This is a genomic window from Bdellovibrio bacteriovorus, from assembly GCF_025558485.1.
Classification (GTDB): domain Bacteria; phylum Bdellovibrionota; class Bdellovibrionia; order Bdellovibrionales; family Bdellovibrionaceae; genus Bdellovibrio; species Bdellovibrio bacteriovorus_G.
The window spans coordinates 786169-809108 of the sequence record NZ_CP102930.1 but is presented as its reverse complement, the minus strand read 5'-3'; the positions used below and the strand labels follow the sequence as shown (position 1 = coordinate 809108).

At 48.7% G+C, this 22940-nt stretch carries 24 protein-coding genes; 17 read left to right on the top strand and 7 right to left on the bottom strand.

Translation table 11 applies throughout. From position 1 onward, the window contains the following. Window positions 1-8: 8 nt before the first annotated feature. On the bottom strand, window positions 9-464 hold the full coding sequence (locus EZJ49_RS04100; RefSeq protein WP_262554595.1) for a GNAT family N-acetyltransferase: 456 nt from the start codon (window positions 462-464) through the stop codon (window positions 9-11). Then, window positions 461-940, bottom strand: coding sequence for an HNH endonuclease (locus EZJ49_RS16410; RefSeq protein WP_410468755.1), 480 nt, complete (start codon window positions 938-940; stop codon window positions 461-463). Before EZJ49_RS16410 ends, EZJ49_RS04100 begins: the two co-directional genes overlap by 4 nt. A gap of 236 nt (window positions 941-1176) precedes the next feature. Between EZJ49_RS16410 and EZJ49_RS04090 the strand changes: the two genes are divergently transcribed. From EZJ49_RS04090 to EZJ49_RS04060, 7 genes are all read left to right on the top strand, one after another. Beyond that, on the top strand, window positions 1177-1656 hold the full coding sequence (locus EZJ49_RS04090; RefSeq protein WP_262554591.1) for a peptidylprolyl isomerase: 480 nt from the start codon (window positions 1177-1179) through the stop codon (window positions 1654-1656). A gap of 26 nt (window positions 1657-1682) precedes the next feature. Further along, window positions 1683-2168 (top strand): YajQ family cyclic di-GMP-binding protein, encoded by a 486-nt coding sequence (locus EZJ49_RS04085; RefSeq protein ID WP_262554589.1) that lies wholly within the window; start codon window positions 1683-1685, stop codon window positions 2166-2168. Window positions 2169-2299: 131 nt separating this feature from the next. After that, window positions 2300-2644 carry an RNA recognition motif domain-containing protein gene (locus EZJ49_RS04080; RefSeq protein WP_262554586.1) on the top strand — a complete coding sequence of 115 codons (345 nt, stop codon included), beginning with the start codon at window positions 2300-2302 and terminating at the stop codon, window positions 2642-2644. Window positions 2645-2779: 135 nt separating this feature from the next. Continuing rightward, a complete protein-coding gene (locus EZJ49_RS04075; RefSeq protein WP_262554584.1) occupies window positions 2780-3310 on the top strand; it encodes an arylesterase in 531 nt (176 codons plus the stop codon). Beyond that, on the top strand, window positions 3307-3972 hold the full coding sequence (locus tag EZJ49_RS04070; RefSeq protein WP_262554581.1) for an ABC transporter ATP-binding protein: 666 nt from the start codon (window positions 3307-3309) through the stop codon (window positions 3970-3972). The genes EZJ49_RS04075 and EZJ49_RS04070 overlap by 4 nt, the downstream gene beginning before the upstream one ends. Next, on the top strand, window positions 3972-6521 hold the full coding sequence (locus tag EZJ49_RS04065; protein WP_262554579.1) for an ABC transporter permease: 2550 nt from the start codon (window positions 3972-3974) through the stop codon (window positions 6519-6521). The genes EZJ49_RS04070 and EZJ49_RS04065 overlap by 1 nt, the downstream gene beginning before the upstream one ends. A 33-nt stretch (window positions 6522-6554) precedes the next feature. Beyond that, on the top strand, window positions 6555-7550 hold the full coding sequence (locus tag EZJ49_RS04060) for an L-threonylcarbamoyladenylate synthase (RefSeq protein WP_262554577.1): 996 nt from the start codon (window positions 6555-6557) through the stop codon (window positions 7548-7550). Here EZJ49_RS04060 and EZJ49_RS04055 read toward each other — a convergent pair. Beyond that, window positions 7543-7704 (bottom strand): hypothetical protein, encoded by a 162-nt coding sequence (locus EZJ49_RS04055; RefSeq protein ID WP_262554575.1) that lies wholly within the window; start codon window positions 7702-7704, stop codon window positions 7543-7545. The genes EZJ49_RS04060 and EZJ49_RS04055 overlap by 8 nt on opposite strands. A 254-nt stretch (window positions 7705-7958) precedes the next feature. Between EZJ49_RS04055 and EZJ49_RS04050 the strand changes: the two genes are divergently transcribed. The 5 genes from EZJ49_RS04050 to EZJ49_RS04030 all read left to right on the top strand — a co-directional run bounded on the left by EZJ49_RS04050 (window position 7959) and on the right by EZJ49_RS04030 (window position 11323). Beyond that, window positions 7959-8834 (top strand): GNAT family N-acetyltransferase, encoded by an 876-nt coding sequence (locus EZJ49_RS04050; RefSeq protein WP_262554574.1) that lies wholly within the window; start codon window positions 7959-7961, stop codon window positions 8832-8834. Next, window positions 8798-9634: a lysophospholipid acyltransferase family protein gene (locus EZJ49_RS04045; protein ID WP_262554572.1), complete on the top strand. Its 837-nt coding sequence runs from the start codon at window positions 8798-8800 to the stop codon at window positions 9632-9634. Before EZJ49_RS04050 ends, EZJ49_RS04045 begins: the two co-directional genes overlap by 37 nt. A 32-nt stretch (window positions 9635-9666) precedes the next feature. Beyond that, on the top strand, window positions 9667-10737 hold the full coding sequence (gene dinB / locus EZJ49_RS04040; protein WP_262554570.1) for a DNA polymerase IV: 1071 nt from the start codon (window positions 9667-9669) through the stop codon (window positions 10735-10737). Window positions 10738-10942: 205 nt separating this feature from the next. Then, complete coding sequence (locus tag EZJ49_RS04035; RefSeq protein ID WP_262554568.1) at window positions 10943-11113, top strand: hypothetical protein; 171 nt, start codon at window positions 10943-10945, stop codon at window positions 11111-11113. A 69-nt stretch (window positions 11114-11182) separates the two neighbouring features. After that, window positions 11183-11323 carry a hypothetical protein gene (locus EZJ49_RS04030; RefSeq protein ID WP_262554566.1) on the top strand — a complete coding sequence of 47 codons (141 nt, stop codon included), beginning with the start codon at window positions 11183-11185 and terminating at the stop codon, window positions 11321-11323. 35 nt (window positions 11324-11358) lie between these two features. Here the strand turns inward: EZJ49_RS04030 and EZJ49_RS04025 are convergent, their stop codons facing one another. Next, window positions 11359-11796, bottom strand: coding sequence for an ArsC/Spx/MgsR family protein (locus EZJ49_RS04025; protein WP_262554565.1), 438 nt, complete (start codon window positions 11794-11796; stop codon window positions 11359-11361). Beyond that, window positions 11789-12844 carry an agmatinase family protein gene (locus tag EZJ49_RS04020; protein ID WP_262554564.1) on the bottom strand — a complete coding sequence of 352 codons (1056 nt, stop codon included), beginning with the start codon at window positions 12842-12844 and terminating at the stop codon, window positions 11789-11791. Before EZJ49_RS04020 ends, EZJ49_RS04025 begins: the two co-directional genes overlap by 8 nt. 154 nt (window positions 12845-12998) lie before the next feature. Between EZJ49_RS04020 and EZJ49_RS04015 the strand changes: the two genes are divergently transcribed. The 5 genes from EZJ49_RS04015 to EZJ49_RS03995 all read left to right on the top strand — a co-directional run bounded on the left by EZJ49_RS04015 (window position 12999) and on the right by EZJ49_RS03995 (window position 18261). Continuing rightward, the gene (locus EZJ49_RS04015; RefSeq protein WP_262554562.1) at window positions 12999-14615 is read left to right on the top strand and encodes a peptide-binding protein; all 1617 of its coding nucleotides are present in this window, start codon (window positions 12999-13001) and stop codon (window positions 14613-14615) included. Between the two features lie 136 nt (window positions 14616-14751). Further along, a complete protein-coding gene (locus EZJ49_RS04010) occupies window positions 14752-15783 on the top strand; it encodes an ABC transporter permease subunit (RefSeq protein ID WP_262554561.1) in 1032 nt (343 codons plus the stop codon). Continuing rightward, window positions 15780-16799: an ABC transporter permease subunit gene (locus tag EZJ49_RS04005; RefSeq protein WP_262554559.1), complete on the top strand. Its 1020-nt coding sequence runs from the start codon at window positions 15780-15782 to the stop codon at window positions 16797-16799. The genes EZJ49_RS04010 and EZJ49_RS04005 overlap by 4 nt, the downstream gene beginning before the upstream one ends. Window positions 16800-16919: 120 nt before the next feature. Continuing rightward, window positions 16920-17513: a hypothetical protein gene (locus tag EZJ49_RS04000; RefSeq protein ID WP_262554558.1), complete on the top strand. Its 594-nt coding sequence runs from the start codon at window positions 16920-16922 to the stop codon at window positions 17511-17513. A 235-nt stretch (window positions 17514-17748) separates the two neighbouring features. Next, window positions 17749-18261: a hypothetical protein gene (locus EZJ49_RS03995; protein WP_262554557.1), complete on the top strand. Its 513-nt coding sequence runs from the start codon at window positions 17749-17751 to the stop codon at window positions 18259-18261. On the opposite strand, the gene speA is transcribed toward EZJ49_RS03995, so the two are convergent. Next, on the bottom strand, window positions 18206-20110 hold the full coding sequence (gene speA / locus EZJ49_RS03990; RefSeq protein WP_262554555.1) for a biosynthetic arginine decarboxylase: 1905 nt from the start codon (window positions 20108-20110) through the stop codon (window positions 18206-18208). The genes EZJ49_RS03995 and speA overlap by 56 nt on opposite strands. Window positions 20111-20193: 83 nt before the next feature. After that, window positions 20194-22584, bottom strand: coding sequence for a leucine--tRNA ligase (gene leuS / locus EZJ49_RS03985; RefSeq protein WP_262554553.1), 2391 nt, complete (start codon window positions 22582-22584; stop codon window positions 20194-20196). Between the last annotated feature and the right edge of the window lie 356 nt (window positions 22585-22940).

Sequence of the window (22940 nt, the reverse complement as noted above, 5' to 3'; positions counted from 1 at the left end):
CAGGAAGATTAACGGGGAATCAGATGCTTGTACATGACTTTATGGGGGCCGATGTCCTTGATGTCGAACAGGTCTCCGTAGAATGAAAATCCGAGTCTTTCATAAAATGGAAAGGCCTTGATACGCGCGTTGAACCACACCAGATCACAGCGGCGTTTTTTAAGGTCCTCGACGGCAAAGCGCACCAGTCTTTGTCCGATACCATGCCCCCGATAATTGTCATCCGTGGCCATGCCGCGCAGGCGGTAAGGAAAGCCCGCGGCGAGTGCCGGGTGTGACTCCTGGATGAAAGTCGCGACAGAGATCAGTTTGTCGGCGTGAAAAAGACCATAGTGATAGGTGGTGATCAGATCATCACCGGGATTGAGGCACTCTTCTTCAGAAAGAAAAGGTTTTAAAACTCGTTTGCGAATCGGAAGGGTGTCGGTGGTTTTTATAAATTTGATTTCGTGTTCGAATGTCATCCTGTGCTCAGTCGTAAATAGGGCGTCCAATCCGGTGGTATGTGATCTTCGCCGATTTCAAGTTGCAGTGTCGGGAGCCATGATGGGGCACGAGGCTCGTTCAGTAAAGGCATATTGGCGGTGCGCGGGGTGCGATTGGCTTTTCTTTGATTGCAGTCCCGGCAGGCGGAAACAACATTGGTCCAGTTTTTGGGGCCGTTATGAGAAGCTGGGACGACGTGATCAAGGGTGAGCTGTTTGGCGGCGAGTTTGGTGCCGCAGTACTGGCAGGTGTAATTGTCGCGGATATAAACGTTTTCCCGGCAGAATCGGACGGCTCCGGCGCTCCGTGGTCTTACATAGGTTTTCAGTCGTAAGACACTGGGAAGCTGAAACCTCCGATGGACCGATCGGGCAAACGCTGAGTGATATTCAAGTATTTCTACTTTACCCTGAAACCACAATACCAAGGCCTTTTGCCAACTTACGACCTTCATGGGCTCGTAACTGGAGTTGAGCAACAAGGACCTCAGCGAGGACACGTGCATCATGCTTCCCCCCTCAGGTGCAGGACAGATCCCATTCAGAGATCGGTCCTAAATATAATTATATCTAGCTCTGCGTCTCAATTTCAAGTTCCTCGTTAAATATTCAAAAGAACTGGGTCTTTTCGGTTGCCTGAGGGGGATCAAAATGGGATACCCTCGGGCATTAGCGCTATAGGAGGCCTAAAATGAAAAGAGTCTTGGCATTTAATTACGTTCTAAAAGGGCCTGACGGCAATGTATTGGACGCTTCTGAACAGAATCAGCCACTTCCATTCCTTGAAGGTGCGGGCCAGATCATTCCTAAACTGGAAGAAGAAATCAAAGACCTGAAAGAAGGCGATAAAAAAACTGTTAAGCTTGCCGCAAAAGATGCTTACGGTGAAGTGAAAGACAACATGTTCATGGATGTTCCCAAGCAGGAGCTTGCTCATTTGCCTCAGTTGGAAGTTGGCGCTCATCTTCGTTTGGAACTGGGTCAGGGTGCTCACATCGTTCGCGTGACTAAAATCACTGATGAAACAGTGACTCTGGATGGCAACCACCCATTGGCTGGTCAGGATCTTGAATTTGCTATCGAAATGGTTTTGGTTCGTGAGGCCACAGCAGAAGAAATTCAACATGGTCACCCGCACGGTTTGCACGGGGACGCTGGTCATCACCACTAATTTGTTTTTGGATAGAGGAAAACGTTATGCCATCTTTTGATATCGTATCTGAAATCGACATTCAGGAAGTGGACAACGCCATCAATCAGGCGCGCAAGGAAATCGAAGCGCGCTATGATTTTAAAGGCAGTAAAGCTGAAGTTCTGTGGGATAAAAAAGAAGTCACACTGACGGCAGAAGACGACTACAAGGTCGGTGCCATGGCCAGCATTCTTCAAACAAAACTGCATCGTCGCGGAATTGATATTAAGGCGATCAAGTTTGAAAAAATTGAAGAAGCCGGCGGAAGAATGCTTCGTCAAAAGGTCACTTTGGTACAGGGAATTGACCGCGAGGTTGCGAAAGATATCATTAAATTGATTAAAGATTCCAAGCTTAAAGTTCAACCTCAGGTCGCGGATGACAAGCTGAAGGTGTCGTCAAAAAGTATTGATGAGCTTCAAGAGTGCATCAGCCTGGTGCGGGGTGGAAACTTCCCAGTTCCCTTACAATTTAATAATATGCGCGCATAAAATTGGTCTTGCACGTTTTTTGGGCTATGCTAGCGTTATTGATAGTTAAGGTCCCCGTGTGAGTGTACTCGATTTTATGCTGTTCGAAGGCTTCCTCGGGTATAACAGCCCAACCATTATAGGAGGTCTTTGTGGCTAAGAAACTTTATGTAGGCAATTTGCCTTATTCCATCGACGATGAGGCACTTCATCAGCACTTCGCACAGTTCGGTGCGGTGGATTCAGCAAAGGTTATCATGGACAGAGAAACAGGTCGCTCTAAAGGCTTTGGCTTTGTAGAGATGGCCGAAGACTCTGCTGCTGATCAGGCGATTGAAAAAGGCAACGGCATTGAATTGAATGGCCGTGCTATCAATGTGTCTGAGGCTCGTCCACAAGCTCCTCGCGAGGGTGGTCCTCGTCGTGGTGGTTTCGGTGGCGGTCGTGGCGCTGGCGGCCCTCGTGGTGGCGGCTTTAGCAACCGTGGTCCTCGCTAAGTAGCCCATACTTTGACGAAGCTGGACTTGTCATTGTCTTAAAAACTAAGGTCTCATAGGAACCCTATGAGACCTTTTTTATTTCTCCTTATTCTTGCCTTTAGTTCTCTTTCATTTGCTCAAAAAAAATTAGTCGTGCTGGGTGATTCGCTGACCGAAGGCTATGGCGTTGCCAAGGATGCGGCTTTTCCTGCGGTGCTGGAAAAGAAGCTGCATGAATCCGGCAAGAAAGAATGGACTGTGATCAATGCGGGGGTCAGTGGGTCAACGACAGCGTCCGGAGTCAGCCGGATGAAATGGGTTTTTAAATCCAAGCCCGAGGCGGTGATTCTGGCATTGGGAGCAAATGATGGTTTGCGTGGCCTGAAGATCGCAGACAGTGAAAAACATCTGGCACAGGCCATTGAATATGCACAGGGGCAGAAGGTGAAGGTTATTCTGGGTGGGCTTTATATGCCGCCAAACTACGGCAAGGCCTACACCGATCAATTCAAGAAAATGTATGAAACCCTGGCGAAGAAATACAAAGTCACTTTTATTCCATTTATTTTGGACAAGGTGGCGGGAAATCCCAAATACAATCTGGCCGATGGAATTCATCCAAACGAAGAAGGTCATAAAATTATAGCTGACAATGTTTTCACAGCTTTGAAGGGGGTCCTGTGAGCTTGATCCTGAAAGATGTCCGTAAAGGTTTTCACCAGGGCGATGCCGAGATTCAAGTTTTAAAAGGTCTGAATGTCACCATTGAACCCGGTCAGGTTGTTTCCGTCGTCGGACAATCAGGCAGCGGGAAATCTACGTTGCTGTCGATTCTGGCGGGCCTGGAACGCGCCGACCGTGGGGAAATCCTTGTGGATAATATCAATCTGACGCCGATGAGTGAACAGCAGATGACTTTGTTCCGCGCGCAGAATATTGCGGTCGTGTTTCAGCAGTATCACCTGATTGCTCATTTGACGGCTTTGGAAAATGTGATGCTAGCGTTGGAAATTCTAAAAATGGAAAACCCGCGCGAACGTGCGGAAGAAGCCCTTCGAGAATTGGGATTAGGACATCGTTTGACTCATTTCCCCAGTCAGTTAAGCGGCGGTGAATGTCAACGCGTGGCGATTGCCAGAGCTCTGGTGGTGAAACCTAAAATTCTTTTGGCCGATGAGCCCAGTGGAAATCTGGACACCCACACGGGCGACAAGGTCATGGATGTATTCTTTGATATTGTTCGCAAGCATAAGATCACCACGTTGTTGGTCACACATAGCGAGGCGCTGGCTAAAAAATGCGAACGCACTTTGCGGCTTGAAGAAGGTCAGTTGAGGGAAGCCTAATGTTGTTAAGACTTGCATGCCGTGAGCTTCTGCGCAGCTGGCGCTTTGGTTTGTTTTTTATTTTCAATTTAAGTCTGGGGCTGACCGGCTTTGTTTCTTTGCAGGCCTTTAACGAGGCTCTGGAAACCGAAATCCAAGCCAATTCAAAAGCCATCCTGTCAGCGGATCTGGCGGTGGCTGCACGTCGCGAGCTGAGTGAAGATGAAACAGCAAAAATGCGACAGGCGCTGCCAGCAGGAACCAAAGAAGGCAAAATCTATGAATTCTTTGCGATGCTCAGTTCATCCAAAGGTTCTCGTTTGGTTCTGGTCAAGGCTGTTGATGGTAGCTATCCGTTTTACGGAGAACTGGAGCTTGAGTCCGGCCGGCACATCACGGCCACCAGCGACAATAAGGATATTTTAAAAGAACAAAAGGCCTGGATTTATCCTGAACTGAAATCCCAGTTGGGATTGGATGCCGGGGATGAGATTCAGCTGGGACAATTGAAGTTGCAGATTTCGGATCTGGTCAAGAAGGATGCGACACAGACCTTCCGGGCAGCGAGTCTGGCTCCGCGAGTGTTTATTAACCGTGAGCTGTTGTCGCAGTCCGGACTGTTGCAGTACGGAAGCACTTTTTCTTTAGCGCACTTGTTCCTGTTGCCTGCAGGGGCTGTGGAATCGCAGGCCCGCGACAGTCTGTACAATGTACTGACTGATCCGCAGATCAATGTGGAAACGCCAGCGACTGCGGGTGAGGATTCGGGCCGTCAGTTGGGGTATTTGTCAGACTATCTGGGATTAGTGGCGATTGTGGCCCTGTTTATGTCGGCTTTGGGGGCGGCTTATATTTATCGTCTGTTCCTTTCAACCCGCATGAAGGAAATTGCAATTTTAAGGACACTGGGGTTGCAAAGCGGGCAGGCCGTAGGTGTTTACATTTTGCAGGCCTCTTTGCTGGGCTTTCTTGCGACGGTTCCCACCATGCTGTTCAGTCTTTTGGTGCTGCCGCTGTTAAGTAAGCTGCTGGGCAGTTTTACCCCGTTTGATTTGCAGCCCACGATCACGCTGGAAGCATTTTTAATCTGTCTTTTAATGGCAGTCTTTGGCAGCTTTGTTGTCAGTATTCCATTCCTGACGAAGATCTTTGATCTGCGCGCAGCCAAACTGTTTAGTGAGGAAAAATTTTCTGCGGGCGAAGGGCAAAGACGTTATTGGACGTTCCTGCCTTGTCTGGTGCTGTTTTATTTCCTGTCGGTGTATCAGGCTCATTCCTGGAAAATTGGCAGTCTGTTTATTGGTTCAATGATTCTGGTGGTTCTGGCCTTGCTGGTGATTGGATATTGCACCGTGAAGGCGGCAGGTTTGATTAAGGGACTGAATCGCTGGTTCTTTAAATTCAGTTTCCTAAGTCTTTCACGCAGAGCCGGGGCAAGTCTTGCGGTTTTTGTTGCGTTGGGTATGGGGGCCTTGCTGATCAATATCCTGCCGCAATTAAAAAACTCTTTGCAGGCGGAATTCCAGTTTGAAGGAAAATCCAAGATTCCGTCCCTGTTCATGTTTGATATTCAGGACGAACAATGGCCGGGCATTGACGAAGTACTAAAAGAAAAGCAGGTCACCCCGTTGGCACGGTCTCCGTTGGTGCGTGCGCGTATTCTGAAGGTCAACGGACAGGACTATGAGCGCAAGATTGAAAGCGAAGGTTTTAAAACCCGCGAGGAAGAACGCGAAGCCCGCTTCCGCAATCGCGGCATGAATCTGTCCTACCGGGAAAGCATGTCGGATTCGGAAATCATGATTAAAGGACGGCCGTTCTCGGGTCCGTTTGATCCGGACAAGCAAGCCAGAGCCGAGCTTTCAGTGGAAACCCGCTTTGCCGATCGTATGGGCTTTAAGATTGGTGATGTGCTGGTATTTGATGTTCAGGGCGTGGAAGTCGAAGGGGAGATCATTAATCTGCGCAAAGTGAAATGGACCAGCTTCCAGCCGAATTTCTTTATTTTGGTTCAGGATGGGGTTTTGAATGAGGCTCCGAAGTCATGGATTTCCGCCATTCCTTTCCTGCCGGAACAACAACGGGTGGATTTGCAAAACACACTGGCACAAAAGTTTTCCAACGTGTCGATCATCGATGTGGTTCGCACGGTGGATGATGTTCTGAAGACCGCCGAAAAAATGAGCTGGTCCCTGGAGCTGATGGCCGGGCTGGCGCTGATCACCGGATATATCGTTCTGTTCTCAATTGTGCGCAGTCAGATCAAGTTGCGTCGTTGGGAGTTGAACATGCTAAAAATCCTGGGGGCTTCCGGTGGTGAGGTGGCAAGCTTCATCCTGACAGAGTTTGCGTTTCTGGCATTTATCGCCTCGTTCTTTGGGGCGGCATTAAGTGTTCTGGTTAGCTTTGCTTTGAATACGTTCATATTTGAAAGCGAGTTCCGGTTGTCTTTTGTTCAGCCATTGGTGTCGGTGGTGATAATCACGGGCTTAAGCCTGTTGATATCGTTCCTGGCCAGCGTGGATATTGTCCGGGAAAGCGCTTTAAGTATTCTCCGCGAGGAAAAGTAGTGGTACAAAAGGACCATGACGCCAAACGAAGCCTTGGCTAAGGCAAAAATTATTCTGGAAGAAGGGGGAGTTATTGGCTTCCCCACCGAAACGGTCTATGGGCTGGCAGCCCGTATTGATATTCCTTCAGCCATCGAAAAGATCTTTACCACCAAAGAACGTCCTTTTTTTGATCCGTTGATTGTGCATGTGGCGTCCATAGAACAGGCCAAAAAGGTGACAGCATTCTGGGGGCCTGCAACCCAGGCTCTGGCAGACGCTTTCTGGCCGGGGCCGCTGACAATGGTGCTGCCACGCGATCCTTCTGTGAACGCGATGATCACTTCCGGTTTGGAATCTGTCGGGATTCGCATGCCGAATCATCCGCTGGCTTTGGAGCTTTTGCAGCAGGTGGGCGTTCCACTGGCGGCACCCAGCGCGAATAAATTTGGCCGAACCTCGCCGACTTCCGCCAGTCATGTGCGGGTGGAATTCAGAAATGAAAATGTTTTTGTTGTCGATGGCGGGGACTGTGAAATTGGTATCGAATCCACGGTTTTGCTGGTTCGCCATTTCGCGGATAAGGTTGTTCTGTCGATCTTGCGTCGCGGACATATTTTAAAATCCGACTTGGAACAGGTGCTTCAGAACAAGGGGCTGACCTACGAATTTGTTGAACAAATTGATAGGCGTGAATCCCCGGGCCATATGAAGCATCATTACATGCCGTCCGTACCTTTGATTATGTGTCTTGATCCCCAGCGCAGTCCTGAAAGTGTGCTGGCGGAGGTAAATGGCAAAATGAAAGATCTTCCCGATGAAATTGAAAGCATCAGGATCATCAAGCCTGAAGGTGGCATCCACAGCTATGAAGTTCTGAAACTTTCCGCAGACCCCTTGCTGGCGACACGCGAGCTTTACGGGCATCTGCGCGAATCCGCGTCTCATGGCAAGGACTGCATCCTGTTTTATCGTGAAGCTCATCAGCAGGGTGAGCGCTGGGAGTCTTTGTTTGACCGCTTGAACAAAGCGGCGTCGCTGATTATTTAGAGCGTTTCTTCCACATAAAGAAAATCAAGGTTCCAAAGAAGAGAATAAGAGTTACCACCAGCATGACTGTATTGGTGGTGCTGGGGGCGGCCGCTGAATGCATGCCAAAGTAGAAGAACGTGGTCTTTAAAACCAGCAATCCCAAAGTCATCATTAGAATATAAGGCCATAGCTCGTGCGGTCCGGAGCCAGGTCCTGTGGCAGATTCCGGATGATTTCCTGAAGATAAGACAGAGCCTCATCGTTTAGTTGCAAATGATCGAGAGGTTTTTTGAAATGTTCTGCACCCATAAGCAGGTCATAACATGATTCTTTAAGGTGACGCCAACAATATCCTGATGGAGTTCTGACAATCTTGAAAGGAAATCCCCGCTACACTGAGCGTGATCCTAAAGGGGAGGGGCCTTGATGATCAACTCGTTAGCGTACGCCAGTCTTGAACGTGTGTCTTTGAATTTGCAATCCTTCTATCAGTTGCGCTTGAACCGTATTCACAAGTTCAAAGCCAAAATTCAGATCCAGTCTGATGTTGGACCTTTTGAAATCAAAACGGTGACAGACGTCGAAGAACTGAAAGAGGCACTGACCTTGCGTTACGAGGTTTTCCATCGCGAGATGCAGGGAAAGAAAGCCCCGACCGGAGTGGATGTCGATGAATTTGATTTTGACTGTGATCATTTGATCATCAAGGAGAAACGCAGTCAGCGTATTATTGGAACCTATCGTTTAAACTGTTCTCTTTTCACCGACGAATTCTATTCTGCCAAAGAATTTATGATGAGCGGAATCTTGGCGCAGCCGGGAGTAAAACTGGAACTGGGGCGGGCCTGCATTCATAAGGATTTCCGTCGCGGGGTTTTGATTTCACTTTTATGGAGAGGCATTGCGGAATACATGGCGGCCTCGGATTCAAAAATGCTTTTTGGTTGTGCCACGGTGAAAACCGATGATCCGCGTGATGCGGCTTTGTTGACCCGCTATTTCGAGGAAGAAGGCCGTGTGGTTCCCGGTTTGCGCACGCGTCCGACACTGGCTTACACCATGCCCATGTTAAATCACTTTTTAGAAGAAGTCCGAGGCCCTCTCACGGAGACTCAGAGAGCCCAGGCCGAGGAACTTCTTCCTCCTTTGTGTCGTGCGTACCTGAAGGCGGGGGCCTTCATTGGTGGCGAACCAGCATGGGACCGTGAGTTTCAGTGCATTGACTTCTTGACCATTCTTCACAGGGAAGATTTAAATAGGACCTTGTGGAAGAGATTCAAGCTGGACTCCGCGGAGTCATAAAACTTACTGTTTTTATTATCATCATTCTGACTTTTATGGTGTGGTCCTTTATCTGCCATTTGGTGGTGCGGGACCCGCATAAACGACTGATTCGTTTTTCCAGCAATTCCAGATTCTTTGCAGGCTTGATTCTGAAAGTTTTCAATCTGGAGCTGACCGTAGTGAACAAACCACCGGCAGACCAGAAGTGCCTGATCGTCAGCAATCACATGGGCTTTGTGGATATTCTGATGCTGGCGTCATGTCAGCCGATGTTGTTTGTGACCTCCAATGAAATGCGTGAAACACCTTTTCTGGGCACACTGACAGAAATGGGTGGATGCATTTACGTCGAACGTCGCAGTCGCACAAAAATTCTGGAGGAAATGAAGTCCATCGTAAATGCCCTGCGTGCAGGCTTCCGGGTGGTGCTGTATCCCGAAGCGACCTCCACGAATGGAGAGCGTGTTTTGCCATTTAAGAAAACTCTGATGATGGCGGCGGCCCAGGCCGGAGTTCCGATTCGGCCGGTGGTGATTAATTTCCGCGAAGTGAATGGCGAAGAGTTTTCATTGAAATGGCGTGATCATCTGTGCTGGTACGGCGATATTCCTTTTGCGACCTCGATGTGGAAGTCTGCGGTGCTAAAATCCGTGAAAGGTGAAATCGAGTTTCTGGAGCCGATCTATACAACTCCGGAAGATGATCGTGGTTTGATTGCTGACAAGGCACATGCGATGATTTCGTCGAAGTTCGTTCCAGTCAAAGGGCTGCCGGTGGAAACCCAGCCTCCAGCCGAGATGGAAGCAGATCCCACTTGATTTAGTCTCTTTGATATGTAAATAATGTGTAAATGAGGAAGATCATTCACATCGACATGGACTGCTTTTATGCGGCGGTAGAGGTGAAGCACCGTCCCGAGCTTAAAGGCAAGCCGTTGGGAATTGGTGGTCCACCGAATTCCCGCAGTGTTCTTTGTACCGCCAGCTATGAGGCTCGTAAGTTCGGGGTTCGTTCTGCCATGCCGTCATCTCAGGCAGTACGCTTATGTCCGCAGTTGATTTTGATTCCTCCGCATTTCGACTTATATAAAGCTGAAAGTCGCAAAGTTCGCGAAATTCTTGAAAGATTCACAAACAAAATTGAACCATTGTCTTTGGATGAAGCTTATCTGGATGTGACGGATTGTCCGTTGTTTGGTGGCAGTGCCACTCTGATTGCCCAGGAAATCCGCCGCTTGATTTACACGGAATTAAAACTGACGGCTTCGGCCGGGGTGGCGCCGAACAAGTTTCTGGCGAAGATTGCCAGTGACTGGAAAAAGCCCAACGGTCAGTTCGTGATTCGTCCACAGGATGTGGAGGTTTTCGTGAAGGACCTTCCGGTTGGAAAAATATTTGGTGTGGGCAAGGTGACCGGGCAGAAAATGAATGATCTGGGACTTTACACTTGTGGTGATATTCAGAAGTATTCCGTTTCCGAGCTTTCCCAGTGGTTCGGTTCCCGCGCGACGGAGCTTTATGATTTCGCCCGCGGCATTGATAATCGCGATGTGATCACGGAATGGGAAAGAAAATCTCTGACGGTGGAAGAGACTTTTAATAAGGATCTTCCCACGCTGGAGGAATGCGCGAAGGCTTTGCCTGCCCTGTACGAGGACTTTGTTTTGCGCATGGATCGTGGGCAGTATCACGATCGCATCAAGGGTTTGGTGGTAAAGCTGAAGTTCTTCGACTTCAAGCAAACCACACACGAGGAGGTCATTCACGATCTTCCGACTTTGCAGGATTTTGAACGGCTTTTGGAAAAGGCGTGGAACCGGAGAGCGGTGCCAGTTCGCTTGGTCGGACTGGGGGTTCGATTAGGTTCCCAAAAGAAATCCACGACAGATGAAGATTCCTCTCAATTGAAATTTGCCATCTAAAATTCAGCTTTCAGGGGTGGTGCACTTTTTTCTGGCATCACTGTTGCTTTAGATCCTTTGTGCCCAGCAATGGAGCCACAACGGCTTCGTTTGTAAAAGAAAGGACGCCCTATGAAGAAGATGGTTTTATCTGGCCTTCTCATAGCCACATTGTTTCGTTATTCAGGCCATCTCGGTTAAGATCCTGCAGGAAGAACTGTCAGGCTTGTCACCGGCATTAGCCCTTATTCCAGGTTCTATGGCCGTGGTCACGGTGATGATCGTGGTTTTGCATGTTCTGGTAAATCTGGATGATGTATCTGAAACAACACCTTTGCGTCGTTCGGTGAAGCGTTGGATGCGAAGAATTTCCGATTTGTTTAAAAACAAAAACTAAAGAGGACAGCTTTGCTAGGGACTCATGTTTTTCTGTGCCAGAATAAAGGAACGATGAGAGGAGGTTTGTATGATCAGCCTGTCAGTCGTGATTTTGGTGCTGGCCTTAAGTTTCGGGGGTGCATTGATGATTCTGCGCTTTAAAAAGCACGGATTCTTTGAAGAGGAAGTGAATAAAAAACGTCCTCCAAGTTATCGCCCTCATCATTAAAAAAGGGATTCAGAAGCTGAATCCCTTTTGTTGTTTTAGAATTCTTTTTTCCAGTCGTCTTCTTTGAATCCGACCAGATGAATGTTGTCGCCAATAACAAACGGGCGCTTTACCAGCTTGCCATTTTCAGACAGCAGTTTGATCGCTTCAGCTTCTGTCATGGACGGAAGTTTTTCACTGAGTTTCATCTCTTTGTACATCACACCCGAAGTGTTGTTGATCGCTTCAGCTTCTGTCATGGACGGAAGTTTTTCACTGAGTTTCATCTCTTTGTACATCACACCCGAAGTGTTGAAGAGATTGCGAATACTGCCGCCGCGTTCTTTCATGGCGGCGAGCATTTCTTTCAGTTCTTTTTGCGACGGAGCTTTATCCACGATCGGCAATTTGTCGTATTTGACTTTTTTGCCGTCAAGGAACTTCAAAGCTTTCACGCAGGTCGAGCACTTGGCATATTCGTAAACTTTAAGCATGGCTCTTCACCAGCCAGCCGCACATTTTGTATAGAATGCGCGCGCCCACGTTGCCATCCCACTCGACTTCCTCTTCGGAAAGTCCACCGGTTGAAACTTCGTTCAGATCAAAGGCCACGATCTTGCGACCGGAAGCATGAACCTCACGGAACAGGAAGAACACCTGATCCACACTCAACCCACCAGGAACCGGAGTGCCCGTGTGAGGGCAGAACGCCGGGTCCAGTCCGTCGATATCGAAAGAGATATAAACATTCTGCGGAAGTTCTTTGATGATGTCTTTGCAGACCTGTTCCCAGGTTTCGCCTTTCAACATGCGGCGCTTGAGTTCCAGATCGTAGAAAGTCTTGATGTCTTCGCGGGAATTGCTGAAGTCGTATTCTTCCTCGCAGAAGTCACGGATGCCGACTTGCACCAGTTTCTGAGGCTTTTTAGCATCAGTCATCACGTTGTACATGATGGAAGCGTGGGATTGTCTGAAGCCCTGATAAGCTTTGCGAAGATCGGCGTGGGCATCGATGTGCAGAACCCCGAACTCGCCCTTGTACTTGTCGCTGACCGCGCGGATGGCACCCAGCGGAGTGGAGTGGTCACCACCAACCAGACCCAGCAGCTTGCCCTTTTTCAGGACGTCAGAGCACTGGTCATAGACCCACTGGCTCATCTCTTCGCAGGCCTCGTTGACCTGAGCAGCCAGCTTGGTCATTTTGCTTTCATCTTCGCTGAGATTTGTTCGCATTTCGATCAGTTCCTGAGCCACGGCCTTGAACTTGTCGTTCATGTTGCACAGGTCTGCGGGGAAGTCGCGCATGTGGTAACCGACTTCGTAGGCTTTACCCACTTCGATATCGAAAAGATCAATCTGTTCACTGGCTTGGCGGATGATTTTTGGGCCGCGAGAGGCGCCTTCGCCGTAAGAGGTGGTGACTTCCCAGGGAACCGGGACCAGGACGACTTTGGACTCTTCTTCCGTCATCGGAATTCCGAAGATTCCGAACTCGGCAGAGATGGTAGTTGTGGGATCAAATTTCACAGTCTTTTCAGACATTTTTTACTCCTTAAATAAGCCCCAATGGTATAGCATTTAAGCGCGGCGTCAATCGAGCAATAACTTGATTATTTTTGTCGCATAACCCATTTTAACCCAACTTTGGGAACCACTTAAATTCCCAGCGAAATTCCTTGGAGGATACACAATGAATATGAAGGGACTCCTGGCTCTTGCACTGAGCTCAGCTTTGACAGCTCCCGCTTTTGCAGCCGCACCAAATGCGAATGCACCAAAAGGCGGAAATTTCGTTTTCAATCTTGGCGGCGAGCCTCCTACGGTTCACCCTATCACGGCAACTGACGCTTACTCACGTTATGTTCAAAACTACGTGTGTGACGGCATGGCGACTCGTGACAGTGAAACTTATGACTGGAAGCCACGTCTTGCTGAAAAGTGGGATATCTCCAAGGACAACAAAGTCTTCACATTCCACCTGCGCAAAGACGCAGTTTTCCACGACGGCACGCCAGTAACGGCTGACGACGTGAAGTTCTCTTTCGACGCGATCTTTGAACCTAAGTACGAAGCGGCTCACTTGCGTCCGTACTACGAAGGTTTGACAAAAGCTGAAGTCATCGACGCTCACACAATCCGTTTCACGGCACGTGACCTGTACTTCAACAACTTTGAATCTGCGGCGACTTTGACTGTAATCCCTAAGAAAGTTTACAGCGATATCGAAAAGTCCAAAAAAATGAACCGTCAGCTTATCTGCGCGGGTCCTTACGCTCTTTCCAAGTTTGACCGTGGTCAGCTTATCACTTTGAAAAAATTTGATAAATGGTACGGCAACAAAGACGTTGCATACGCTGGTATGTACAACTTCGACACAATCACAATGCGTTTCTACAAAGATGAAAACGTAGAGCTTGAGCGCGCGAAAAAAGGTGAGCTTGATTACCTTGATCTTCGTGTTGAAGCGTTCATGAAAAAAGCGGTTGGCGCTCCTTGGGGCAAAACAATCATCAAAAACAAAGTTGAAAACAGCGCACCGAAATCTTACGGCTTCATCGGCTGGAACTTCCGCAAAGAATTGTTCCAGGACAAGAATGTTCGTATCGCATTGGCTCACTTGTTGAACCGTGAAGAGATGAACAAAAAATTCCGTTATGGCATGTCTGACCTTGCCAACGGTGCAATCTATCTTCGTTCTGAATACAACCCAGGCAACAAAGCTTTGGAATTCAGCCCGAAAAAAGCTCAGGACTTGTTGGCTAAAGCCGGCTGGACTGACAAAGACAAAAACGGTGTTCTTGAAAAAGAAGTTAACGGCAAGAAAGTTGAATTCAAATTCACTTTGATCTACCCATCCAAAGACACTGAGAAATACTACACAATGTACCGTGAAGACCTGAAAAAAGCGGGTATCGACATGGACTTGAAATACTTGGAATGGAATTCCTTCCTGAAGCTGGTTGACGAAGGTAACTTCGACGCTGTGACGATGGCTTGGGGTGGCGGTTCTGTAGATCCGGACCCTAAACAGATCTGGCACTCTGCAAGTGCGGTTGCCGGTGGTTCCAACTTCATCGCTTACAAAAACCCTGAAGTGGATAAGCTGATCGACCAGGCGCGTGTTGAGCCAAATAAAGCAAAACGTGTTGCTGCACTTAAAAAGGTTTACGCGAAAATCGCTGAAGATGCTCCATATGCGTTCCTGTTCAACGACAAGTATGCATTTTATGCAAACTCGTCTCGTATGGGTAAACCTGCAGAGACCTTCAAATATGAGGTCGGTAGAGACTACTGGTGGTTGCAGGCTAAATAGCCTGCCCTAGCAGAATCATATTAATTTTTTACCAGAAGGCGCACATTGGGCGCCTTCTTTCTTGCGCCTCATTGAAATTAGTTATACAGCGTAACTGTCTTTTCTGTAATCGAATGCATATTGTGGGAGTAAGGCTTTGATCGTTTACCTGATTCGCCGATTGTTATTGATGATCCCGACGTTCTTCGGGATTACCATCGTCACCTTTGCGTTGATTAACCTCGCTCCGGGAAGCCCTATTGAGCAGAAACTTCAGGCCATCCGTTTTGGCGCTGCTGGTGGGGGCGGTGGAGGCGGTGGCGGGATCAACACCCGTGGGGACACCTCCGTAAATGAGGAAGTTATCGAAGCGCTGAAAAAGCAGTACGGTTTCGATAAGCCCATCCACGTTCGTTACTTTATCTGGGTTAAAAATCTGGTTCGCATGGACTTCGGTGAAAGCTTTACCTATCAGGAACCGGTTATCGACGTTATCAAAAGTAAGTTCCCGGTTTCTTTACAGTTCGGTATTGCCTCTTTGATCCTGACTTATCTTGTCTGTATCCCTTTGGGTGTTCGTAAGGCCATCAAGGCCGGTGGTGCTTTTGACCGCTGGACGACCATCACCCTGAATCTGACGTACTCCATTCCGCCTATCGTTTTGGGTATTTTCCTGATCGTTGTTCTGGCGGGTAAATTGAATTTGTTCCCATTGGGGGGCTTACATTCTGACGATTACGAATCTCTGACCACCTGGGGTAAGATCGTGGACCGTGCCCACCACTTTGTTTTGCCTTTGATCTGTTACATGATCGGTGGCTTTACAGAGCTTTCCACATTGATGAGAAACTCCATGTTGGACGTGGTTAAGTCCGACTTCGTCCGTACTGCCCGTGCCAAGGGTCTTTCTGAAAGAGTGGTTGTCTTTAAGCATGCTCTTCGTAATGCCCTGATCCCGATTGCAACAGGCTTGGGTGGCTTCTTTGGTGCCTTCCTGGCGGGGTCTTTGATTATCGAACAGATGTTCAATCTGGATGGTATTGGTTTGCTGGGCTACCAGTCCGTATTGTCCCGTGACTATAACGTGATCATGGGTCTGACCTTTATCTCTTCCATGTTGTTGATGATGGGTCGTATTTTCAGCGACATCATTTACGTTCTTATTGATCCAAGGATTGACTTCAAATGATCGAAAAATATCTTATTCGCAATGAATTGACGTTGAAGAGATATAAGCGATTTAAGCGCGATCGCGTGGCTGTTGTCTCTTTCTGGATTTTGATGGCGATGTTCTTCGTGAGCTTCACGGCAGAACTTTGGGCGAATAACCATCCCCATGTATTAAGCTATCAGGGGAAGTTGTATTTCCCGCTTATCAAAGAATATCACCCGACTGCATTTGGTCGTGACGACATCTTTGTGATGGACTATCGCGAGCTTGAAATGAAAGAGGGTGACTGGGCTATTTGGCCACTGGTGCAGTGGGACCCTTATGAGGCGAATAAGTTCGTGGATACTTATCCGTCCCCTCCGACTAAAATCAACTGGATCGGAACAGATGAAAGTGGTCGTGACGTTTTGACCCGTCTGCTGTACGGCTTCCGTTATACGATGTTGTTCTCTATTGGATGCTGGATCGTGACTTATGCTATCGGTATCACGATGGGTGCCCTGATGGGTTATCTGGGTGGAAAGGCCGATTTGTTCGGTCAGCGCATTGTTGAGGTTGTGGAAAGTATTCCGATCCTGTTCGTGTTGATCACGGTAATTTCGATCTTCAACCCAAGCCTGCCGTTGTTGGTTGTGTTCTTCTCGATCTTCAGTTGGACAGGGATTTCCGCTTATATGCGTGCCCAGTTCCTTTCTTTAAGAAAGCGTGAATACGTTGAGGCGGCCCGTGCTATCGGAGCGGACCACAAGCGTATTATCGGTAAGCACATTCTTCCGAATGGTTTGACACCGATTGTGACTTTCGCACCGTTCTTTATTGCGGGTGGTGTGAATACGTTGTCCTTCCTGGATTATCTGGGATTGGGGCTTCGTCCACCGACTCCAAGCTGGGGCGAGCTGCTGGCTCAGGCGCAAAAATGGTTCACGATTGCAGAGTGGATCGTTTGGGGTCCGATGGTTGCCATCGTATTGACTCTGACCTTGTTGATTAATATCGGTTTCGCAGTCCGCGATGCCTTCGATTCAAAAATGTAAGGCAAAACAGCCGTATTTTTGGTGCAAAATAAAAACATATTTGATTATGTGGGTGAACGAAAGTTCACCCATTTTTTTTGGGAAAAGGTGCATCCATATCCCTTTCCAAAGGAGTTTTCGATGAAATACATGGCTTTTATTTTAGTGGCCCTGGGGTTTTCTATTTCCCACGCTCAGGTGTTGGGAGAGTTGAAGGGCGCCGGTCCTATGACAGCTTCTTATGAGCGTCTAGATGGCAGTTACGAATATATGGACCTGAAGTGCACGGTGGCTTTGAATTATCACCAGTCCGCTGAAAAGGTCGATTTGGATTTTTCTTTCTATGACTGCAACCGCTTGGGTGGTTGGAATGATCTGCCAGTGTCCTTGAAAGTTCAGGGAGGTTCATTGGTGGATGCTCAGGGGCAGGAAAAAGGTCGCATTCTGGCTGATGGCACTGTTGAATTCACAGCCCACACTTATTCCACAGTCCAATATCAGGACACCAAATATGATTTTAACTGTCAGCCTTATTCTACAAGCAAGAAGACCTTGCGTTTGGATAAAGTGACTTCTTATACCTTTGCCAAGGTTGAGGAAGGATACCGCTTTACGCGTAAACAGTCTGAAGATCGCATGGCTTATAAGTCCCGAAAAGGGCATGCCCGCTGTCCGGCGGTGATTATTCCGGCGAAAATGAAGTCCAGCAGCTCTTTGATGGCAACGATCAAGTAATCAGAACGAGAATAAATTCCTTATTGAGGGACTTGCATAGTCCCTCAACACTTTCCCCCTAATCTGGAATCATCAGGCGCACAAGTTGTGCGGGGGGATTCTATGTTATCCAGAAAATTATCGTCCGGTCTGCTGAGCTGTCTTTTACTCGTGTCTTTAAGCTCCTGTAAATCGCCGGTGACGTTTACTGAACCCACTGCTGACTTTATCCTTTGTTTCAGATCAAAGCCTGCTTTTGCCCAGAGGCCCTTGTGTCAGTCAAAAGACTGTCGAGGACTCTGAACTTCGTCGCGAGATCCGCTATGAATACTTCTGTCGTGAAATTAAAGGGGTGGTGAGTTTTATCAGCACTCGTGAAGAAGAAAAGGGTGTGGTTATCTCTGTGGTGGATACGGATGTTGATGTGTGGAGCCCGCGGGGCGTGCGCCACATTCAGTCGGTCAGCACCCACAGTCAGTTTGAAAATGGGGCGTCCCAAGTGGATCGCGAGTTCGAGGAATCCTTCACTCGTGACGGAGTGTTGTGCTTCGTTCTTCCGACAAAGTCACTACGGCCACTTACGGCGGCTGTGGCAGACCGAAAGTGTCACAGTCTGCTGTTGAGGAAGTGGTTTTATAAAACTTCCAGATGGGGGCAGGAAAATAAAAAGGGCTTCTTGCGAAGCCCTTTTTATGTGGAACTTAAAGGATTTCTTACTCGGCCTCTTCAAGGTACGTGTAACCGGAAAGACCTTCTTCGTAATGCTTGATAAGAAGCTTGGCTTCCTGCTTGGTGATAGAGCCTTTTTGGATACTTTCTTCAGTGGCCTGACGAACGCTGTCGACCATTTCAGAACGGCCGTACTGAACGTAAGACAGAACCTCAGTCACTGTGTCACCAGGAACGTAGTGGTCAATAGTGTAACCCACGCCATTCAAAGAGATGTGAACCGCATCAGTATCCCCAAACAAGTTATGCAAATCGCCCAGGATTTCCTGGTAAGCACCGGTCAGGAACACGCCCAAGTAATACTGCTGACCCTCGGTGAACTGATGCAAGCGAATGGTTTCTTTCGGTTCGCCGGAAGCTGTGTCGATGAACTTTTCGATCACACCGTCAGAGTCACAAGTCAAATCCGCCAGTGTGGCTTCACGCTTTGGCTCTTCACCCAAGCGGTGAATAGGGATCACCGGGAACAACTGACCCACGGCCCAGGAATCCGGTACGGACTGGAACACAGAGAAGTTAGAGAAGTAAGTGTCACACAGTTCTTTGCCCAGCGCTGCCACGATATCTTCACAATCCGGAGTCGCGCGCGCCAGCTTGATCATCTTGGTCGCGATAGCGAAGTACATGGATTCACACCATGCGCGTTGCTCAAGACTTAGAACGCCGTATGTGAACAGTTGCAGGGTTTCCTGTTTGGCCTGTTCAAGGTCATTGAAGCATTCGTTGATATTGTCTTTGTTCACCTTTTCAAAGATGTACTGCATGTCCTGCATGATGGAATGATCCGTTTTCGTCGCTGGACGAGGCGGTTCATGGCGGTGAAGATCATTCACACCCATCACGTTGAATACCAAAACCGAGTGGTGAGCCACCAGGAAGCGGCCGGACTCGGTCACGATGTTTGGATGAGGAATGCCTTTTTCATCACACAGAGTCTGCAATACAGACACGATGTCGTTGGCGTATTCCTGCTCAGAGTAGTTCACAGAGCTGTCGGAGTGGCCTGAACCGTCGTAGTCAACACCCAAGCCGCCGCCCACGTCGATGTACTTCAGGCCTGCGCCCATTTTGTACAGTTCAGTGTAGAAGCGCGCGCCCTCTTTCAAAGAGGACTTGATGGACTGGATCTGAGGAACCTGAGAGCCGATGTGGTAATGCAGAAGCTCCAGGCAATCCAGCATGCCTTCGTTTTTCAGGAATTCAACGCCTTCCACGATTTCTGTGGAAGTCAGGCCGAACTTGGAGCGAGCGCCGGAAGAATCAACCCACTTACCCGCACCTTGAGTGTTCAATTTCGCACGGAAACCAATTTTTGGACGGGTGTTGAACTTCTTCGCCACGTCCACGATCATTTTTAGTTCTTCTTTGCGATCCACAACGATGATGGTGTTGCGGCCCAGTTTTTGGGACAGGATCGCTGTTTCGATGTATTCCCAGTCTTTGAAACCGTTGCAGATGATTAAGGCATCTTCGGTGTTCATCAAAGCCAGAACCACCAGAAGCTCTGGTTTGGAGCCGGCTTCAAGGCCCATTGAGTAACCCTTACCGTACTTCACCAGTTCCTGAACCAGATGGCGTTGTTGGTTCACCTTGATTGGGTAAACGCCACGGTATTGGCCTTTGTAGCCATGATCGGCAAATGCTTTTTGGAAGCAGCCGTTCAAAAGCTCCACACGGGATTTAATAATTTCCGGAAAACGAATCATGATAGGAACGCGAATACCGCGATCCAAAAGGTCTTGGGTCAGCTCATGCAGGTCCACTGTTGGACCGTTAGCCCCCATAGGAGTGACAGCGACATTGCCAGCGCTGTTAATTCTGAAATAACCGTTGCCCCAGTTGTTGATCCCATAAAGCTCAGCGCTTTTTTCAGGACTCCAATTAGACATCTCTTTTGGCCCTCACGACTAGGGGGCCCGGATAAAGGACCCCATGTTGTTTTTCAGGGGTCCTTTTCGGTAAAAGAACCCAGTTATTTTACGATCAAATTCAAAATTTTCCCGGCTTTGTAAATCACCTTGTCGGGATTTTTGTCGCCAAGAACGGACGCCACCTGGGCCACGGCTTTTGCCGCCGCGACGGCTTCTTGTTCAGAAGCTGCCACGCCAATTTCGATCGTGCCGCGCATTTTTCCGTTCACTTGCACGCCGATAGTCACAGTGTCGTCAGCGCACAGGGTGTTATCATATTTTGGCCATGGAGCCAAAGAGCAAAGTCCCTCTCCATTCATTTTTTCCCACAATTCTTCAGCCAAATGCGGGGCAAACGGAGCCAGAATCTGAATCAGAGGTTTCAGAGCCAAAACCGAACGGCATTCGGAGCGGTAAAGCTCGTTCACAAGGATCATCATGGCGCTGATCGCTGTGTTGAAACTCATGGACTCGATGTCTTCTGTGACTTTTTTAATCGTTTTGTGAACTAATTTCTCAATCTCAGGAGTCAAAGCATCCTGAGTTGTCACCAGCTGACCATCGTCGTTCACAACCAAGCGGCTGATACGATCCAGGAAGCGTCTGACGCCATCAATTCCTGTCGGAGCCCAAGGCTTGTCCTTATCCACCGGACCCATAAAGCTGATAAAGGTTCTCAGGGCATCGGCACCGTGGGAACGGGCAATCTCTTCTGGAGAAATCACATTTCCGCGGGATTTCGACATTTTTTCACCATCGGGTCCCAGGATCATCCCTTGGTGCGCCAGTTTTTGGAAGGGTTCATCGTGGGTTACAAGGCCGCAGTCGAAAAGAACCTTCATCCAGAAACGGGAATACAGCAAATGCCCGACAGTATGCTCAGGACCGCCGACGTACAAATCCACCGGCATCCAGTACTTTTCTGCCTCTGGACTGAAAGGGGCCTCATTATTACGAGGATCAATATAGCGCAGGAAGTACCAGGAAGAACCCGCAGCCCCCGGCATGGTGTCGGTTTCACGACGACCTTCTTTGTTGCCATCCATGTATTTTACCCAGTCAGCATTGCGTGCCAGCGGAGCTTCCCCGGTGTCCGCCGGTTCATAGTCCGCCACTTCTGGCAAAATGACCGGAAGTTCATTCAGGGGTACACCTTTGGAGCCGTCAGCGAAGTGAACGATCGGAAACGGTTCACCCCAGTAGCGCTGACGACTGAATAACCAGTCACGCAGTTTGTACTGAACTTCACGAACGCCCAGTTTGTTCTGTTCAAGGTATTCCAGCATTTTCTTGATCGCGTCTTTTTTATTCAGACCGTTCAGGAATTCAGAGTTGATCATGACGCTGTCACCTTCAAATGGCAGCTGGTCACTTTCCAGAACTGATTTGATTGGGATATTGAATTTTGTCGCAAATTCAAAGTCACGGGCGTCGTGACCTGGAACCGCCATGATGGCGCCGGTGCCGTAATCCATCAGAACATAGTCAGCAATCCAAATTTCAATCTTATCACCTGTGATCGGATGAATGGCGTGCGCTCCCGTGAAGACGCCGGTTTTTTCAGTCGTGGCTTTGCGATCCACTTCAGATTTTTTGGCGGTGTCGGCAATATAATTCTCCACGGCTGCGTACTGAGGCTGGGAAGTGATCTTTTTCACCAGGGGATGTTCCGGCGCCATCACCATGAAAGTCACACCGTACAGGGTGTCTGGACGGGTGGTGAAGACTTCAAATGATTCCGGATCTTCTGAAACCTGGAACGTCACACGCGCACCTTCGGATTTGCCAATCCAGTTGCGTTGACCTTCCTTGGTTCTTTCCGGCCAGTCCAAGTTGTCCAGATCATTCAAAAGACGCTCGGCATAGTCGGTGATCTTCAGCATCCATTGTTTCATCGGAACGCGGATCACCGGGTGACCGCCACGCTCGGATTTGCCATCGACAACCTCGTCGTTGGCCAAAACAGTTTTCAAAGCCGGGCACCAGTTCACCGGAACTTCTTTTTGATAAGCCAGTCCACGTTCGTAAAGCTTCAGGAAAATAAACTGAGTCCATTTGTAGTAGTCGGGTTCACAAGTGGAAATTTCGCGACTCCAGTCAAAGCTGAAACCGAAAGACTGCAAAGTTTTACGGAAGCTTTCAATGGCTTTGCGGGTGGTGATTGCAGGGTGAACACCGGTTTGAATTGCATACTGTTCCGCAGGCAAGCCAAAGGCGTCATAGCCCATGGGATGAAGAACATTGAACCCGTTCGCACGCTTGTAACGGGAAATAATATCCCCCGGAGTATAAGAAGCCATGTGACCAATATGCAGTCCTGAAGCGGAAGGATAAGGGAACATATCCAACGCATAGTACTTGGGTTTGGAACTGGTTGTCTCAGCCTGAAACGCCTTCGCATCAGCCCATTTTTTCTGCCACTTTGCTTCGTATTCGGTGAAGTTCAAACTCATAAAAACATCCTTCAAAATTCAAAGAAAAACACCACAACCATAAATAACGAAAATCCCAAGACAATTCAACGAATAAGCCCTCTGAGTCCCGCGTAAAAAACAGCCAGGAAAATCACAGAAAATGTAAGAATCCCACCCAGCCTTAAGTCAATGTAACAAACAAGGTCGCCGCGCCGGAGAAGGGCTGTGGGAGGGGCTCCGCCGCAAGTTCCGCAGTAAAGCCAGACCATCTAACCGACGAGGACCCAACAACGAGCCCAGAGCCATCTCGAAGTTCTGAAAGCGCAACGAGCGAGGACTGTCCGAAGCGCCGGAGCCCCTCCCACAGCCCTTCTCCGACCCGGACTCGACCGAAG